This window comes from Alteribacillus iranensis, from assembly GCF_900113025.1.
In the GTDB taxonomy this organism is placed as follows: Bacteria; Bacillota; Bacilli; order Bacillales; family Marinococcaceae; genus Alteribacillus_A; species Alteribacillus_A iranensis.
Window position 1 is genome coordinate 551,938 of record NZ_FONT01000001.1, and the last position, 14,941, is coordinate 566,878.

A 14,941-nucleotide genomic window follows, 5' to 3' on the forward strand; every position below is an offset into this window, starting at 1 on the left:
CTCACGTATATAAGAATATACGTTCCCTTTTTTCTAATCTTAGTATATAAAGAACTTATGTTCTCGTCAAGATATCCAGAACTAATGTTTGCGGACATATGTTTTCCATGCTACAATAAAAGAAAATATAAGATGTCCAAAGGAGGTGCAGTGGTTGACAAAATTGTCAAAACGTCAAGAGCAAATTCTTGAATATATAAAAGACGAAGTAAAGAAAAAGGGTTATCCCCCTTCTGTTCGTGAAATAGGTAAAGCAGTAGGGCTTGCCTCAAGTTCTACCGTGCACGGCCATTTATCCCGACTTGAAAGTAAAGGCTATATTCGCCGTGATCCTACGAAGCCTAGAGCTATTGAAGTCCTTCATCTCGAAGAAGAGACACAGATTTCAGAGCATTCAGCTGTTTATGTCCCTGTTCTAGGTAAAGTTACTGCTGGAGACCCTATTACAGCTGTGGAAAACATAGAAGAGTATATCCCATTACCAGAGAGTATGGTCACAGATGAGAAAGTATTCATATTAACCATTCAAGGGGAAAGTATGATTGAAACTGGAATATATGACGGAGATCTTGTTATCGTTCGCCAGCAACAGTCAGCAGACAATGGAGATATCGTAGTAGCGATGACCGAAGAATTGGAAGCTACGGTAAAACGCTTTTTTAAAGAGGACGGGTATATAAGACTCCAGCCTGAAAATTCCGCCATGGAGCCTATTATATTAGACAATTGTACGATTCTCGGAAAAGTGATAGGTGTGTTCCGCACCATTCATTAATAATTGTCATTAAACCCGGTGATCTACGAAAAGTGACATTCTGACGGATTAGCTGAATCTTTTCCCGCCCTGTAAAAATTACAGCACAAACACATAAATGCCGTTTGCGCTTGGACGGAAATCGCACTGGCACCGGTTGTTTCAACAGAAAATTAAGTGCACAACAAATCGTTTGAATATAAAAGGGGCTGTCAAAAGATCATGGTTATGACCTTTTGATACAGCCCCTTTTTAATAGCTTCATGCTTTTTTAATATTGGGAGAGATATTGCTCTCGCTCCCATGGGTGAACTTGCATTCTAAACATATCCCATTCTATTTCTTTTGCCTCTACAAAATGATTAATAGCATGTTCTCCGATTTTCTCCACTAAAACTTGATCATCCAAGAGAGCATCAATGGCTTCTCTTAAGTTAGAAGGCAATTGATGGATGTTTTCTTCTTTTCTCTCTTTTACTCCCATGTCATAAATGTTACGATCCATTGCTTCGGGAGCTTTCATTTTTCGTTTAATTCCGTCTAATCCTGCAGCCAGCATAGATGCCATCGCTAAGTAAGGGTTAGCAGCAGGGTCAGGACTTCTTACTTCTACACGTGTGCTTAGTCCTCTTGATGAAGGAATACGAACAAGAGGGCTTCTATTTTGCATAGACCAGGCAATGTATACGGGAGCTTCATATCCTGGAACTAACCGTTTGTAAGAGTTAACAATAGGATTAGTTAGAGCCGTAAATCCTGGTGAATGATCAAGTATACCTGCTAAGAATTGCATAGCTGTTTCGCTCAACTGCGTCTCTGTAGCATCATCAAAAAACGCATTTTCATTCCCCCGGAACAAGGACATATTACAATGCATTCCTGAACCAGCGACACCGTACAATGGTTTCGGCATAAATGTGGCGTGCAGCCCATGCTTTCTCGCAATGGTTTTTACAACCAACTTAAAAGTTTGGATGTTATCACAAGCCGTAATCGCATCAGCATACTCGAAATCAATTTCATGTTGGCCCGGAGCGACTTCATGGTGGGATGCCTCAATTTCAAATCCCATATCTTCAAGTTCGAGGACAATATCCCGACGACAGTTTTCACCTAAGTCGGTTGGGGCGAGGTCAAAGTAACCACCTTTGTCATTCAATTCAAGTGTTGGTTCCCCTTTTTCGTCATTTTTGAAAAGGAAAAACTCAGGTTCTGGACCAATATTAAAAGCAGTGTAACCCATCTCTTCTGCTTCTTTCAATACTCGCTTTAAAATACCGCGTGGGTCCCCGCTGAATGGCCGAGGCTCTCCTCTTGTACCACCTGGTTCATAAATGTCGCATATGAGCCTGGCGACTTTCCCTTTCTCAGGAGTCCACGGGAATACAACCCATGTGTTCAAATCAGGGTATAAATACATGTCAGACTCTTCTACTCTGACAAAACCTTGGATAGACGAGCCATCAAACATCATTTTGTTATCTAATGCTTTCTGTAGCTGGTCGACTGGAATTTCTACATTTTTAATAATCCCTTGTAAATCCGTAAACTGAAGTCTGATAAATTTTACATTTTCTTCTTCAGCCATTCTTGTAATGTCTTCTCTTGTGTAATGATGGGCTTTCAAACGAGATTCCTCTCTTTCTTTAAGCAAGATTGTGATGTGAAAATATGTTTTACACGAACAAGTAATAGTTTACACTAATTAGTTAATTTATGGGCTTATCTTACATAAAGTTATATTTGTTGTCAATTTATTTTCCCATGATGAGAGGCTGGCAAACGTAATAAACCTTCTTTTATCAATGTGACTAGTGCATGTTTTACAGCAATTTTTACATGGGAGGTGGTTAATCCCCCCTGTACATAAGTGATGTAAGGCTCACGCATTGGACCATCAGCCGAAAATTCAATACTAGACCCTTGAATAAAAGTCCCACCAGCCATAATGACTTCGTCCTCGTACCCAGGCATGGAAGAGGGATAAGGCGAAACGTTTGAGTCTACAGGAGACGCTTCCTGAATCGCTTGACAAAAGCGTATCATTCTTTCTCTGTCTTCTAAAACGACCGCTTGTATCAGATCCGTACGTGTTTCTTTATAATGAGGCAAAGTGTTTAATCCACACTCTTCACATATTGCTGAAGTGTATAATGCTCCCGCCACAGCTTGGGATACAGTATGAGGTGCTAAAAAAAGGCCTTGAAACATATCTAGAAGCATATCAGATGTTGCACCGCCCTCCAGCCCAATTCCAGGTGCTGCAAATCGTGAAGCAGCCCGATCGACAAGTGTGGCATTGCCCGCAATGTAACCTCCGGATTTCGCAATTCCTCCTCCCGGATTTTTAATAAGTGATCCTGCAAGTAAATCAGCGCCTACATGTCCCGGCTCTAATTCCTCTACAAACTCTCCATAACAATTATCTACGAAAACGATCAAGTCCGGCCTCGCTTTTTTGATATCATGGATTAACGTACGTAATGTTTCGATAGAAATAGACGGGCGCATTGCATAGCCCTTCGAACGCTGAAATGCCACTATTTTTGTTTCCGGCTTTACATGTGTTAATAATACTTCAACACTCGGGTACCCATCGTCTGCTAAAGGAGCTACAGTACATGAAATATCATATTCCGACAATGAACCAGGCTCATTGCCAGAAATTCCAATGACTGTTTGTAACGTGTCATATGGCATTCCTGCATAGACCAAGTGATCTCCTGGTCGTAAGTTACCAAATAATGCCGTCGTAATAGCATGGGTTCCTGAAATAAATTGATGACGTACTATAGCTTTTTCTGTACCAAAGATTTTAGCGTATACTTGATCAAGTGTCTCCCTGCCAATATCATCATATCCATACCCCGTAGAAGATTGAAAATGATAGGCAGACACTTTTTCTTCATGAAATATATTCAGTAAGCGCTGTTGGTTTCGTTCAGCAACAGCCTCCACATGTTCCCGTTGCTCACGTGTTTTTTTCTCTGCTCTTTCTGATAGCTTTTCTATTAATTGTTCTTCTGGTGTCATTCTCCCCCACCCTTTTTCTTATCTTTCATATTTCCGAATCGTTCCATTTACTGGATGATCTACAAGCACGTATCCTTCGATACTATAGCCATCTCCTTCTTCCGACAACTCTTCCTGTTGAATTAGCGTAAATTGTTGAATGGTTGCTAAGTCTTTTCCTTGCGAAACTGGAATAAATAAGCGATAGTACCTCATATGTTCTATCAAAGTCTTTTCCATGACTTGTTTTAATTTCATGATATCGTCATCACTGAATGAAGAAATAGTAATAGTGGATTTTCCGCTTGTGTCTTCATTGTAGTACCCTTCTAGCTTATCACGTTTGTTGTATACAGTAATAACGGGGATAGAATTTGCTCCTAATTCATCCAACAGCTTGTCCACTGTCTGCATTTGTGTATGGGCTTCAGGATGAGAAACATCTACAACATGCAATAGAATATCCGCTTCCTTTACCTCCTCCAATGTCGATCGGAAAGCTGCTATTAGTGTAGTAGGTAAATCTTGTATAAACCCAACAGTATCTGTAAGGAGTACTTTATAACCGGACGGAAGCTCTGCCTGCCTCGTCAAAGGGTCCAGTGTTGCGAATAAAAGGTCTTCTTGAAATGTCTCCGCTCCCGACAATTTTTGCAATAACGTCGATTTTCCTGCGTTCGTATAACCAACTAAAGCAAACTGCACAGCATTATTTTTTCTTCGTTGCTTCCGATAACTTTCTCTGTGAGCTCTAACAGCTTCAAGCTGCTTCTTTAAGTCATCCATCCTTTTTTGGATATGCCGCCGGTCTGTCTCCAATTTTGTCTCACCCGGTCCCCTGGTTCCGATCCCACCGCCAAGACGGGATAACATTTGTCCTTGGCCAGATAAGCGCGGAAGTAAATACATTAGCTGGGCCAATTCCACTTGAATTTTCCCTTCTTTGGTATGAGCCCTGTTAGCAAAGATATCGAGAATAATCTGGGTACGGTCAATTATCTTCACATTAAGATTGGCATCCAAATTTCTAACTTGGCCAGCGGATAATTCATCATTGAAAACGATTAAATCACTCTCAAGGGTCTCCGCCGCATTCATTAATTCCTCTAGTTTGCCGCTCCCTATATAAGTTGCAGGATCTGGTTTTTGTCTGTTCTGTATAATATGTCCTACCACTTCTCCACCGGCCGTGTGTACGAGCTCTTTTAATTCATCCATGAGCATTTGAAATTTTTGTTCACCCGTGTCTGGAAATTGACAGCCAACAACAATTACTCGTTCTGTCATAAAGAGCCTCCTTTATGATTCTCTCTTTGTTCCTCTTCGACAAAATCCCCTGCTTCTAACGTAACGAGGGATTGTTTATCTATTTTTCCTTCTTTCAGTAGTCGCAGAGCCTGGCGACGGATAATTTTTTCGATCATGTTTCGAACGTAACGCCCATTAAAGCTTTTTGTGTTTTCCAAAGTTCGTACTTGAAAATGAGCAGCTACTTTTTTAGTTAACTGATCGGTACATTCATAATCTCTTTCTTTCACCATACGTTTAAATAGATCAAGCAACTGTTCATTTGTGAAGTCTTGAAAGTGTAAGATATTCGGAAACCTTGAAGGAAGTCCCGGATTTAAACGTAAGAATTTCTTCATTTCAGCAGGATAGCCTGCTAGAATAAGAATAAATGTATGCTGGTGATCTTCCATAGCCTTTACTAAAGCATCCACAGCTTCTCTCCCGAAGTCCTTTTCGCCTCCTCTGGCTAAAGAATAAGCCTCATCAATAAATAATACACCTCCTGATGCTTTTTTTATCAAATCTCTCGTTTTCTGTGCAGTTTGACCTATATATTCACCGACTAAATCAGCCCGTTCCGCCTCGATAAAATGTCCTTTTTCTAAAATATTCATGTCCTTTAACATTTGAGCAAGGATTCGAGCAACCGTTGTTTTCCCTGTCCCTGGATTTCCAATAAACATCATATGCAGATTTTGCTGAGCAGCTTCAAGGTTCAGTTTCCCCCTGCATTGATTAACATAAACAAGAGCATACATTTCTCTGATAAATTCTTTCACTTGAGTGACTCCGATCATTTTACTCAAACTTTTCTCTGCCTTTTGAAGGGCGTAATGCTCCTCAGCAAATAAATAGTATTCCGTGTTTCTGAGGGGTGGCTCCTTTTTTGAAGGTTGTATTGTTACTTGAATCCTCTCACGACCCTCTGTATTAACCATCACAACAAATCCCCTCTCTTTCCTTTAGAAATAAAACAGGCGTTTACCTATACTATACGTAGAAAGGAGAGATATGTGAGTCATAGGTTTGTTATAATATCTGTGTAACCGCGGGAGACAGGGAGAGAGGAGTGATGAATTATGCATCAGTTGCCAAAAGAAGCAGAAAGGTTTTTAGATTATCTTGCTGCCAACCAAAGAAAGAAAAGTACTATTAAAAGGTACAGCTATGATCTAGCTGATTTTTTTCGATATGTAGAAGTAGTAAAAGGGGAGAACAAAGCATCATCCCCAAGAGACTTAACGCCACAACTATTTGAAACGTACTTCCATTTATTAGAATCAGAGAGAGGATATCAGCTTCGTACTTTGAAAAGAATTCAGACTGTCTTGAAAAAATATGTTTCTTTTTTAAGAAAGAACGGCAAATTACATATTAATCCTCTAGCTTCACTCGACTTAGACGAGTCTGTCTGGAATACACTTTCAGACGAAGAATTGTTAACCGCCACTGAGGAACACCGTTTACTCTCTTCATTGAAGTCAGATGCCGGTTTGTCTATTAAACAAGCAGCGGCACGACCTCTCTTAGCACCGAGAAATTTATTTATTGTCTCTCTATTTCTTTATTATGGCCTAAGGTTACAAGAACTATCACATTTGCAAATGAAACACATCAACCAAGGCATAGGTACTATTTCCATCCCTGAAATAACTGGAAATCCGCGTGTTATCCAGCTGAACACTACTGAAAAAAAACTACTCCATTATTATGTAAAAGCAATTCCAGCACCAGTAAGACCGTACAAAGATACCGATCCGCTCTTAGTTGCGTTTGACTTCCAAAGAAAAACCTATCGATGGAGCTATGAAACTGATTCTCCGAAAAATTTAACAGAAGTTGCCATTCAAAAAATGATCAGAGAAGAGAGAAAGCGTGCCGATATCACAAGGGCTATTTCTGCTCGTCATTTTCGTAATACTTTTATCATTCGAGAATTAGTGCAGGGAACCTCGCCTGAGGAGCTAAAGGACAAGTTAGGTCTGCAAACTATTTTAACATTAAATAAATATATTGAATATGTAGAAAGAAACGAATATACGTTTCGTCTTTCTCGGGATAGTTAGTTCTGATTTTTCAGTTGCTCTTCCCTCTTATAAGGGAAAGAACAATTCATAACAAATACAACTAAATAAATAAAACTCCCGGTATCTCACCGGAAGTTTTATTTAAAATGAAGTTACACATTGGTAGGAGTACTTTCCGTTTCTGCTTCTGGGTGAAGTGAAATATTGCGCTGCGGTGCGAAAGTGGAAATGGCATGCTTATACACAAGCTGTTGCTTACCGTCGCTATCTAATACTACGGTAAAATTATCGAAAGCCTTAACCTGGCCTCGTAATTGAAAACCATTTAATAAAAAGACAGTTACTGGTGTTTTCTCTTTACGCAACGTATTTAAAAAGTGATCTTGAATATTGATTGGCTGTTTCATGTTATCGTCCCCCTCATCGAGCTCTCATAAGTGTGATTCGACAACTACTGTAATTCTCCTGCCGTAAACCGGATCATTTCCTGAATTTTTTCATTTTTATTCTTCTCTGTTATATGGAACCACGTCATATTTTCTTTATTTCGAAACCATGTTAGTTGTCTCTTTGCATAACGACGAGAGTTACGTTTCAAGATTTCGATAGCAGCTTCTTTATTATATTCCCCTTTAAAATAAGGGAAAAATTCCTTGTATCCAATCGCTTGTGCTGCTTGACAGTCTTTCGGGAAATTTTGGTATAGCCACCTTGCTTCCTCTATAACCCCTTCTTCTACCATTTGATCTACACGCTTATTGATACGTTCGTAAAGTAAATCTCTCTCCATCGTCATACCGATTAATACAAGATGGTACGGGGAATCATTGTCTTCCTGAAACGAAAAATCTTTTTTCTTTTTACCAGTCACATGGTATATTTCCAAGGCTCTAATTATTTTTTTTACGTTATTGTAGTGAATGCTTTCAGCGCTTTCCGGATCAACTTGTTTTAGTTTTTCATGAAGAGCTTCTGAACCGTGTTCGGCCGCAAACGTTTCCAAATTCCTTCGGTATAATTCATCTACATTAGCATTGTGAAAATCAAGTTTTCTCGTAAGACCTCGCAAATAAAAACCCGTCCCGCCAACTACGATCGGAAGTTTATTTTTGTCGTTCAAATGATCAATCAGTCGATCAGCATCTTCCTGAAACTCAGCTGCTGAATAAGATTCAGAGGGTGATTTTTTATCAATTAAGTGATGAGGGATTAGTTGCTGCTCAGAAGGAGATACCTTTGCTGTACCGATATCTAACCCTTTATATATTTGCATGGAATCCCCGCTTATTATCTCTCCTCCGTACCACTGAGCAAGTTTGATACCCGCTTCAGATTTCCCGACTGCTGTAGGTCCCGCAATCACTACCACTTTGTTCTTTTTCTTCATGTGATACGCCCTTTCTTTTCTATAATTCCATAACGAAAAGAGGAACGGCTCCGACGGTTATGAAAAGAAAAACCTAGTTTTTCTATACTCTGATTAGGATAGGAGCTTTTCACTACGACACACTTTTTTGCAACCCGTAAAGCTTCTTTCACATCGTTCTCTTGAAGCCTGCCATAGTGTGCATGGGGCCGAATAGCTCGAAAATGAGGAGAACGATCTGATGTATGTTCAAACATTGGGTCAAAATATACATAGTCAAATGATTGATCCGCTTGTTCGCGTAAAAATTTGTAACTCTCTCCTGTTAATACTTTCACTCTTCTCATAGCTTGATTAAATGCTGACAGGTCCTCTACCCATTGTTGAAGCCCTTTTTGCACGATTCGAGAGATATAAGGATTTTTTTCCATTCCTATAACTTGTCCTTCTTCTCCCGCCACATAACTAAGGACAATACTGTCAGACCCAAAACCTAAGGTAGCATCGAACACTTTCATACCTGCTTTCCCTCTTATCGTTTCAATAAGTGGATCGGGCTCTCCTTTCATCATACGCTTGATTCGGAGGAAAGACATACTTGGATGAAAATAAAACGGCTCTTCACAGCTTGGATGGTATAATTTATCAGCCTTATCGTGCACGACATATATGCATTGTCTCGTTTCATTCAACCACTTTCTAAATGACTTTTTATCTCGTTCTAAATATACCGCATCCCACGCCTTGGCTAAATATTGAGCCTCCTCTACTTCATCTTTGGTCGGTCTCTGACGCGTTGAAATAATCATTTGGCTATCTCCTTGTCTCTATCTTACCCTGTTTAGTATACCAATGTTTATCTGTTAGTTGAAAACAATCCATAACCTTATTCTTTCGTAATTCCTGTTTATTTGTTGACCATTGAATTGATCTATGTAGCTATTCGAACACCGGTATTTCGTTATATGCAAAAAGACACCTTAGTAAGGTGTCTTTTTAAAGATAGGAAAGTATAACAGGCATAGAGTGAGCTCCGGCTCCTAGTCACTCGGAGGCCCATTTACTGATTAGTTATCAGATTGCGATTGTGCCAAAAAATATATTGCCATGCCAAGGCTTACGATAACAACAAATGCGGCAAGACCAAGAACTGCTACAAGATCCACTGGAGTCATAGTTTCTCTCTCCTTCATTCTCTTTTTAACCATATAGTAACATGAGGCGCGTCCAAAAATAATGCTGACTTGTGACGATCATGTTACATTTCTACATAATTCGTTTAAACATTTTTTCCATATCATAGCCAGAGAAATGAATGACGATTGGACGACCATGTGGACAAGTAAAAGGGACTTCACATGTACCCAGTTTTTTTATAAGGGCTTGAATTTCATCATCACGAAGGTGACGGTTTGCTTTTATTGCTGCTTTACAAGACATAAGAATTGCAGCTTCTTCCCTCAATTTATGCAGGCTGATTTTTTTGTCCTGCATTAACTGCTCAAGAAGCTCTCTTATCACATACTCCTCTTCACCAGTTGGAAACCAAACCGGATGGGAGCGGACACGGTACGTTCTCTGTCCGAACGGTTCTAAATAGACACCTACGTCTTCTAAATCTTGTTGGTGTCTCTTTATCACCATTTCTTCCTCAGAAGAGAACTCCAATGTAAGAGGGACGAGAAGCTCTTGCAATTCAGGTTTAGTGTCCCCAATTTTCTCACGGTAAAATTCATAAAAAATTCTTTCCTGTGCCGCATGTTGATCAATAATATATAGACCATCCTCATTTTGAGCCAATATATAAGTGCCATGCATTTGACCAATAAATTCTATATTTGGAAAACGCGTGTCCGTCTCTTTCTTATTCTCCGTATTCACTTCCATTTTCTCAAATAATGTATCATCACATTCTGGTTTTGATATTTTATATCCTTTTGGTTCCACTGATTGTTGTCTTAGCATATCCTGATCTTTTTCAAAACCTTTTTTTTCAGGGGAGAAATCATATTGTTCTTCATGATTGAAATCCATCGAATGATCTTTTTTTGGTTGGAGTACCTTCTCCTCAGGTGGTGATTCTTTTCGTGTTTCTCTTTTAGGAAGCGCTTGTTCGGAAAACGTTAAAGAAAGCTGGTCACTATTTAATTGTTTTCCTCTTTTTTCTTCGACGTTTGGTATAAGCGTTTGATTGTAAAGTTGGCTTTTTATCCCTTCTTCGAGCACCGAACATAATTCTTTTTCCTTACTTAGACGCACTTCTAACTTGGAAGGATGTACATTTACATCAATCAATACAGGATCCATTTTAATGTGAATAACTACTATAGGATGCCGGCCAATTGGCAATAATGTATGATAAGCTTGTTCAACCGATTTCGTTAAAGGATAGTGACGAATATATCTCCCATTAATAAAAAAAGAAATATGTTGTCTTGATGCTCGTGTTACTTCAGGATTCGCAATGAATCCTTCTATTTGATAATCAACAGAAGAATTTTCGATACGAAAAAATTGTTGAGCTGTTCTTCTCCCATATATGGCAGCAATTACAGCCTGAATATTTCCGTTCCCATTCGTAAATAAAAGCTGCCTTTCATTATGGAACAATTGAAAAGCTATAGACGGGTTAGCAAGTGCTAAGCGGTTTACGACATCTGTTATTTTTCCTAATTCTGTATGGATGGTTTTCATATGTTTCAGTCGGGCAGGAGTATTAAAAAATAAATCTCGAACCGTAATTTCCGTACCCTGCCTGCTTTTCGAAGAAGAAAATGCTATACGTTTTCCACCTTGGTACCGTATTAACGTTCCCGCGTCTTTTCCATTACCTGTTTCTAACTCGACGTTAGCTACCGAAGCTATACTAGGGAGCGCTTCACCCCTGAAGCCTAATGTAGAAATACGAAATAAATCATGCTCTGTTTTTATTTTGCTTGTAGCGTGCCGGGAAAAAGCTAACTCTGCATCCTCCCGTGCCATACCAATACCATTATCGACGATCTTAATTTCCGAAAGACCGCCTTCTTTTATATAGATAGATATACGCGTACTTTTAGCATCAATAGCATTTTCTGTTAATTCTTTTACGACAGATGCAGGACGCTCGACAACTTCCCCTGCTGCAATCTTATTAGATAATTCCGTGGATAACTTTGTGATAGCAGCCATAGAATCCTCCTGTCGTTCTTATTTTCGTAATTTCTTTTGATATTCGTATAGTTTTTCAAGTGCCTCTATGGGAGACAAGTGTAGCACATCCATATCTTGAATATCTTTTTCAATAGCATTCAAATGTTTATTTTGTTTACTCTTTTCTCGTGTATGCTCTGATTCCCATTGAAACAACGGTAGTTGCTCCGCATTTTGATCCTGGATAGAGGAGTATTCAACTACAGCCGAATGAGTAGATGGGGCACGGTATCCTGCTCCATCTGCCTCTAATTCAGAAAGCAATTGCTCTGCACGTTGTAATACTTGATTAGGAAGTTCTGCAAGCTTGGCCACATAAATTCCGTAACTTCGGTCTGCTTTCCCCTCTTCTACTTTATGTAAAAATACTATTTCTCCTTCTTCTTCTATAGCTTTTACGTGGATATTTTTAAGTTTCGAAAGTTGATCGCCAAGCGCCGTTAACTCATGGTAATGAGTGGAGAAAAACGTCTTCGCGCCAATATTGTCATGGATAAATTCAACAATGGCTTGAGCTAAAGCCATACCATCATAAGTAGAAGTTCCTCGTCCAATTTCGTCTAATAAAATAAGACTGTTTGGTGTTGCCTGCTGCAGAGCAAATCGAGTTTCAAGCATTTCCACCATAAATGTACTTTGACCAGATGCTAAATCGTCTGCAGCACCAATCCGTGTAAACACCTGGTCGAAAATAGGAAGAATTGCATGAGCAGCCGGTACAAAACAGCCTGTTTGGGCCATGATCGCAATCAATGCAGCTTGTCGCATATATGTGCTTTTTCCTGCCATGTTTGGCCCTGTAATGAGAAGCATTTCCCGATCCTTGTTCATGACAATGTCATTAGAAACATATTCACCTTGACCAATCATATGCTCTACCACTGGATGCCGGCCATCTTTTACGATCAAAGACCGGTCAGATGAAAACGTTGGACATACAAATTGGTACCGTTCACTTATTAAAGCAAAACCTTGTAACACATCGATTTCACTTATGACTTTTGCAGCGTGTTGAAGGGAAGCGATGTATTCTTTTACTTTTTCTCTCAACTGTATAAATAACTCATATTCAAGCGCTGTGCTATTCTCTTCTGCCCCTAATATGAGTGATTCTTTTTCCTTTAGTTCAGGGGTAATAAACCGTTCTGCGTTTGTCAACGTTTGTTTTCTGTCATACCTTCCGTCAGGCAGCATATGTATGTTTGGTTTTGTAACTTCTATATAATACCCAAATACTTTGTTAAAACCAACTTTTAGTGATTTTATCCCTGTTTCTTCTCTTTCTTTCTGTTCCAAACGTGATATCCATTCTTTACCGTGTTTGCTCGCTTCCCTATATTCATCTAATTGTTGATGATATCCATTTTTAATAATGTCTCCTTCAGTCATTGAGGCAGGAGGGTCCTCTTGAAGAGCTTCATGTAAGAGTTGTAAAAGCTCATCGAAATCATCAACGGAACGAAGAAGCTCATCGACATATTCATTATGAAGTTGATTAAGTAATTCATAAACGGTTGGCAGTTCGTCAAGTGAGCGACGGAGCTGGACAAGTTCACGAGGGTTGATGTTTCCATACGCTGTCTTACCAGCTAATCGCTCTAAATCGTATACATGTTGCAGACGATCTCTCAATTCCTCTCTTACAAAGAAGTTCTCCATAAGCGATTGCACCAACGATTGGCGCTTTTGAATAGAAGTCCGATCTAATAAGGGTTCTTCTATCCATTTTCGGGCCATTCTGCCTCCCATTGCCGTTACGGATTGGTCCATCAACCATAGTAGAGAACCATGTTTCTTCTTCTCTCTCATCGATTCCACTAGTTCTAAATTACGCCGTGAATGATGATCAAGCTGCATATGATCACTAGGGTGATAAATAGCAATAGGTTGTAAATGGGAAAGTGATCGTTTTTGAGTACGTTTGAAATAATTAGTTAAGAGACCAGCAAGTTGTAAAAGTTTATCATTGTCTAGTCCGTGACATAAATGATGAAATTCATCCTGTAATTCAGTAGACTCTTCCCGCGAAAATACAAGCTTACCTTCGCCTAACCACTCTTCATCAACGTGAGGTGGAACTACCACTTCTTTAATGTCCGCCCGATACATTTCTCGCTCCCACGTTTTTTGATCAATCCCTAAGAGAGCAGCTCGAGTTTCACCAGTCGTTAAATCCGCTTTTATAAAACCAGCCGTTCCATCTTCAAATGGATAAAACCCGGCAATATAGTTATTTTCTTTCTCCTGAATAGCGTTTCCTTCCATAATGGTCCCTGGAGTAATAAGCTGTACCACTTCTCTCTTTACAACGCCTTTTGCTGTCTTCGGGTCCTCTACCTGTTCACATATTGCAATTTTATATCCTTTCTCAATCAGCGTCGTGATATAATGCTCTGCAGAGTGATAAGGCACCCCGCACATCGGTATATGCTCTTCTGCTTTACTTCCTCTGCGTGTTAATGTGATTTCTAATTCACGTGCCGCTTGGACCGCATCATCATAAAAAAGTTCATAAAAGTCACCAAGCCGGAAAAATAGAAATGCATCTTCATATTCTGATTTTATCTTCTTATACTGTTTCATCATCGGGGTTTCCTGTGCCACATTTATTCCTCCAGCGCAAATTATACTTATAAAAAATATTATATCATACACAAGAAGTCTCCTAGTAAAATGAAAAATACCTGGCAATGATATGCCAGGCAAAATATTTTTATTTTTTGTGTCCCTCTAAAAAATCAGTGTCAATTTCCTTTAATTCACGATCTGATACTTGATTTTGCCAATCAATGTCTTTATAATCTTCGTCTTCTGCATCAGGATGAATTTGAATACATACTTTCGTCTCGCCCACAATCTCAGCAGCAAATTCTTTCTCCACATCCACCTTTACTTCTCTTCCTTTTTCAGTAATTACGGCATCTACCGTACTAGGCTGCTTAACCGACCTTGCAATCACTTCAACGTCGTCGCTAATTAAGTCTTTCTGTTTCATCGCAAGTGGTACTACTTCCGTATAGGTAACGTTGTCAGACAGCACATCTGTTTTCGTATTGTCGTCATATGAATACCAGACGTTGATATCATAACTACCAATGACTTCAACAGAATCTCCTTTTCGATCAGCTTCGTAGGTGTGATTAATAATCCAGCAACCGAGTATACTAGTTGGCTTCTGCGGCGGTTTAATCACGTGAGTATCTTTGCATTGTTTCTTTCCTTTACCACAAACAGCTTTCGTCACAATCTCCCGGTAGTAGGGTCTATTTCTCTCCGACGCCATGTAGTACCCTCCTTTTA

Annotated in this window: 12 protein-coding genes; 2 read left to right on the top strand and 10 right to left on the bottom strand. The window is 39.5% G+C overall.

Annotated elements, in window-relative coordinates; translation table 11 throughout:
* Nucleotides 1-154 precede the first annotated feature (154 nt).
* Complete coding sequence (gene lexA / locus BM095_RS02755; RefSeq protein WP_091657054.1) at nucleotides 155-775, top strand: transcriptional repressor LexA; 621 nt, start codon at nucleotides 155-157, stop codon at nucleotides 773-775.
* Between the two features lie 250 nt (nucleotides 776-1,025).
* On the opposite strand, the gene glnA is transcribed toward lexA, so the two are convergent.
* The 4 genes from glnA to BM095_RS02775 form a co-directional block, all read right to left on the bottom strand.
* On the bottom strand, nucleotides 1,026-2,342 hold the full coding sequence (gene glnA, locus BM095_RS02760) for a type I glutamate--ammonia ligase (RefSeq protein ID WP_091657869.1): 1,317 nt from the start codon (nucleotides 2,340-2,342) through the stop codon (nucleotides 1,026-1,028).
* Between the two features lie 161 nt (nucleotides 2,343-2,503).
* Complete coding sequence (locus tag BM095_RS02765; RefSeq protein ID WP_091657057.1) at nucleotides 2,504-3,787, bottom strand: methionine gamma-lyase family protein; 1,284 nt, start codon at nucleotides 3,785-3,787, stop codon at nucleotides 2,504-2,506.
* A gap of 18 nt (nucleotides 3,788-3,805) precedes the next feature.
* Complete coding sequence (gene hflX, locus BM095_RS02770; RefSeq protein ID WP_091657060.1) at nucleotides 3,806-5,053, bottom strand: GTPase HflX; 1,248 nt, start codon at nucleotides 5,051-5,053, stop codon at nucleotides 3,806-3,808.
* Entirely contained in the window at nucleotides 5,050-5,994 is a 945-nt protein-coding gene (locus BM095_RS02775) for an AAA family ATPase (protein ID WP_091657063.1), read from the bottom strand. Before BM095_RS02775 ends, hflX begins: the two co-directional genes overlap by 4 nt.
* Nucleotides 5,995-6,135: 141 nt before the next feature.
* Between BM095_RS02775 and BM095_RS02780 the strand changes: the two genes are divergently transcribed.
* Nucleotides 6,136-7,122: a tyrosine-type recombinase/integrase gene (locus BM095_RS02780; RefSeq protein WP_091657066.1), complete on the top strand. Its 987-nt coding sequence runs from the start codon at nucleotides 6,136-6,138 to the stop codon at nucleotides 7,120-7,122.
* Between the two features lie 113 nt (nucleotides 7,123-7,235).
* On the opposite strand, the gene hfq is transcribed toward BM095_RS02780, so the two are convergent.
* The 6 genes from hfq to cotE all read right to left on the bottom strand — a co-directional run bounded on the left by hfq (nucleotide 7,236) and on the right by cotE (nucleotide 14,924).
* On the bottom strand, nucleotides 7,236-7,490 hold the full coding sequence (hfq, locus tag BM095_RS02785) for an RNA chaperone Hfq (RefSeq protein WP_091657068.1): 255 nt from the start codon (nucleotides 7,488-7,490) through the stop codon (nucleotides 7,236-7,238).
* Nucleotides 7,491-7,534: 44 nt separating this feature from the next.
* Nucleotides 7,535-8,470, bottom strand: a complete 936-nt coding sequence (gene miaA, locus BM095_RS02790; RefSeq protein WP_091657072.1) for a tRNA (adenosine(37)-N6)-dimethylallyltransferase MiaA — start codon at nucleotides 8,468-8,470, stop codon at nucleotides 7,535-7,537.
* Complete coding sequence (locus tag BM095_RS02795; RefSeq protein WP_091657074.1) at nucleotides 8,467-9,258, bottom strand: class I SAM-dependent methyltransferase; 792 nt, start codon at nucleotides 9,256-9,258, stop codon at nucleotides 8,467-8,469. Before BM095_RS02795 ends, miaA begins: the two co-directional genes overlap by 4 nt.
* A 457-nt stretch (nucleotides 9,259-9,715) precedes the next feature.
* Nucleotides 9,716-11,620: a DNA mismatch repair endonuclease MutL gene (gene mutL / locus BM095_RS02800; RefSeq protein ID WP_091657077.1), complete on the bottom strand. Its 1,905-nt coding sequence runs from the start codon at nucleotides 11,618-11,620 to the stop codon at nucleotides 9,716-9,718.
* A gap of 18 nt (nucleotides 11,621-11,638) precedes the next feature.
* The gene (gene mutS / locus BM095_RS02805; protein ID WP_245757782.1) at nucleotides 11,639-14,245 is read right to left on the bottom strand and encodes a DNA mismatch repair protein MutS; all 2,607 of its coding nucleotides are present in this window, start codon (nucleotides 14,243-14,245) and stop codon (nucleotides 11,639-11,641) included.
* Between the two features lie 109 nt (nucleotides 14,246-14,354).
* Nucleotides 14,355-14,924, bottom strand: a complete 570-nt coding sequence (gene cotE, locus BM095_RS02810; protein WP_091657080.1) for an outer spore coat protein CotE — start codon at nucleotides 14,922-14,924, stop codon at nucleotides 14,355-14,357.
* Nucleotides 14,925-14,941 lie beyond the last annotated feature (17 nt).

What these genes read in the sequence shown, in the direction of transcription:
- glnA (WP_091657869.1), bottom strand. Translation starts at nt 2,342, where the DNA reads ATGGCTGAAGAAGAAAATGTAAAATTTATCAGACTTCAGTTTACGGAT.
- BM095_RS02765 (WP_091657057.1), bottom strand. Translation starts at nt 3,787, where the DNA reads ATGACACCAGAAGAACAATTAATAGAAAAGCTATCAGAAAGAGCAGAG.
- hflX (WP_091657060.1), bottom strand. Translation starts at nt 5,053, where the DNA reads ATGACAGAACGAGTAATTGTTGTTGGCTGTCAATTTCCAGACACGGGT.
- BM095_RS02775 (WP_091657063.1), bottom strand. Translation starts at nt 5,994, where the DNA reads ATGGTTAATACAGAGGGTCGTGAGAGGATTCAAGTAACAATACAACCT.
- BM095_RS02780 (WP_091657066.1), top strand. Translation starts at nt 6,136, where the DNA reads ATGCATCAGTTGCCAAAAGAAGCAGAAAGGTTTTTAGATTATCTTGCT.
- hfq (WP_091657068.1), bottom strand. Translation starts at nt 7,490, where the DNA reads ATGAAACAGCCAATCAATATTCAAGATCACTTTTTAAATACGTTGCGT.
- miaA (WP_091657072.1), bottom strand. Translation starts at nt 8,470, where the DNA reads ATGAAGAAAAAGAACAAAGTGGTAGTGATTGCGGGACCTACAGCAGTC.
- BM095_RS02795 (WP_091657074.1), bottom strand. Translation starts at nt 9,258, where the DNA reads ATGATTATTTCAACGCGTCAGAGACCGACCAAAGATGAAGTAGAGGAG.
- mutL (WP_091657077.1), bottom strand. Translation starts at nt 11,620, where the DNA reads ATGGCTGCTATCACAAAGTTATCCACGGAATTATCTAATAAGATTGCA.
- cotE (WP_091657080.1), bottom strand. Translation starts at nt 14,924, where the DNA reads ATGGCGTCGGAGAGAAATAGACCCTACTACCGGGAGATTGTGACGAAA.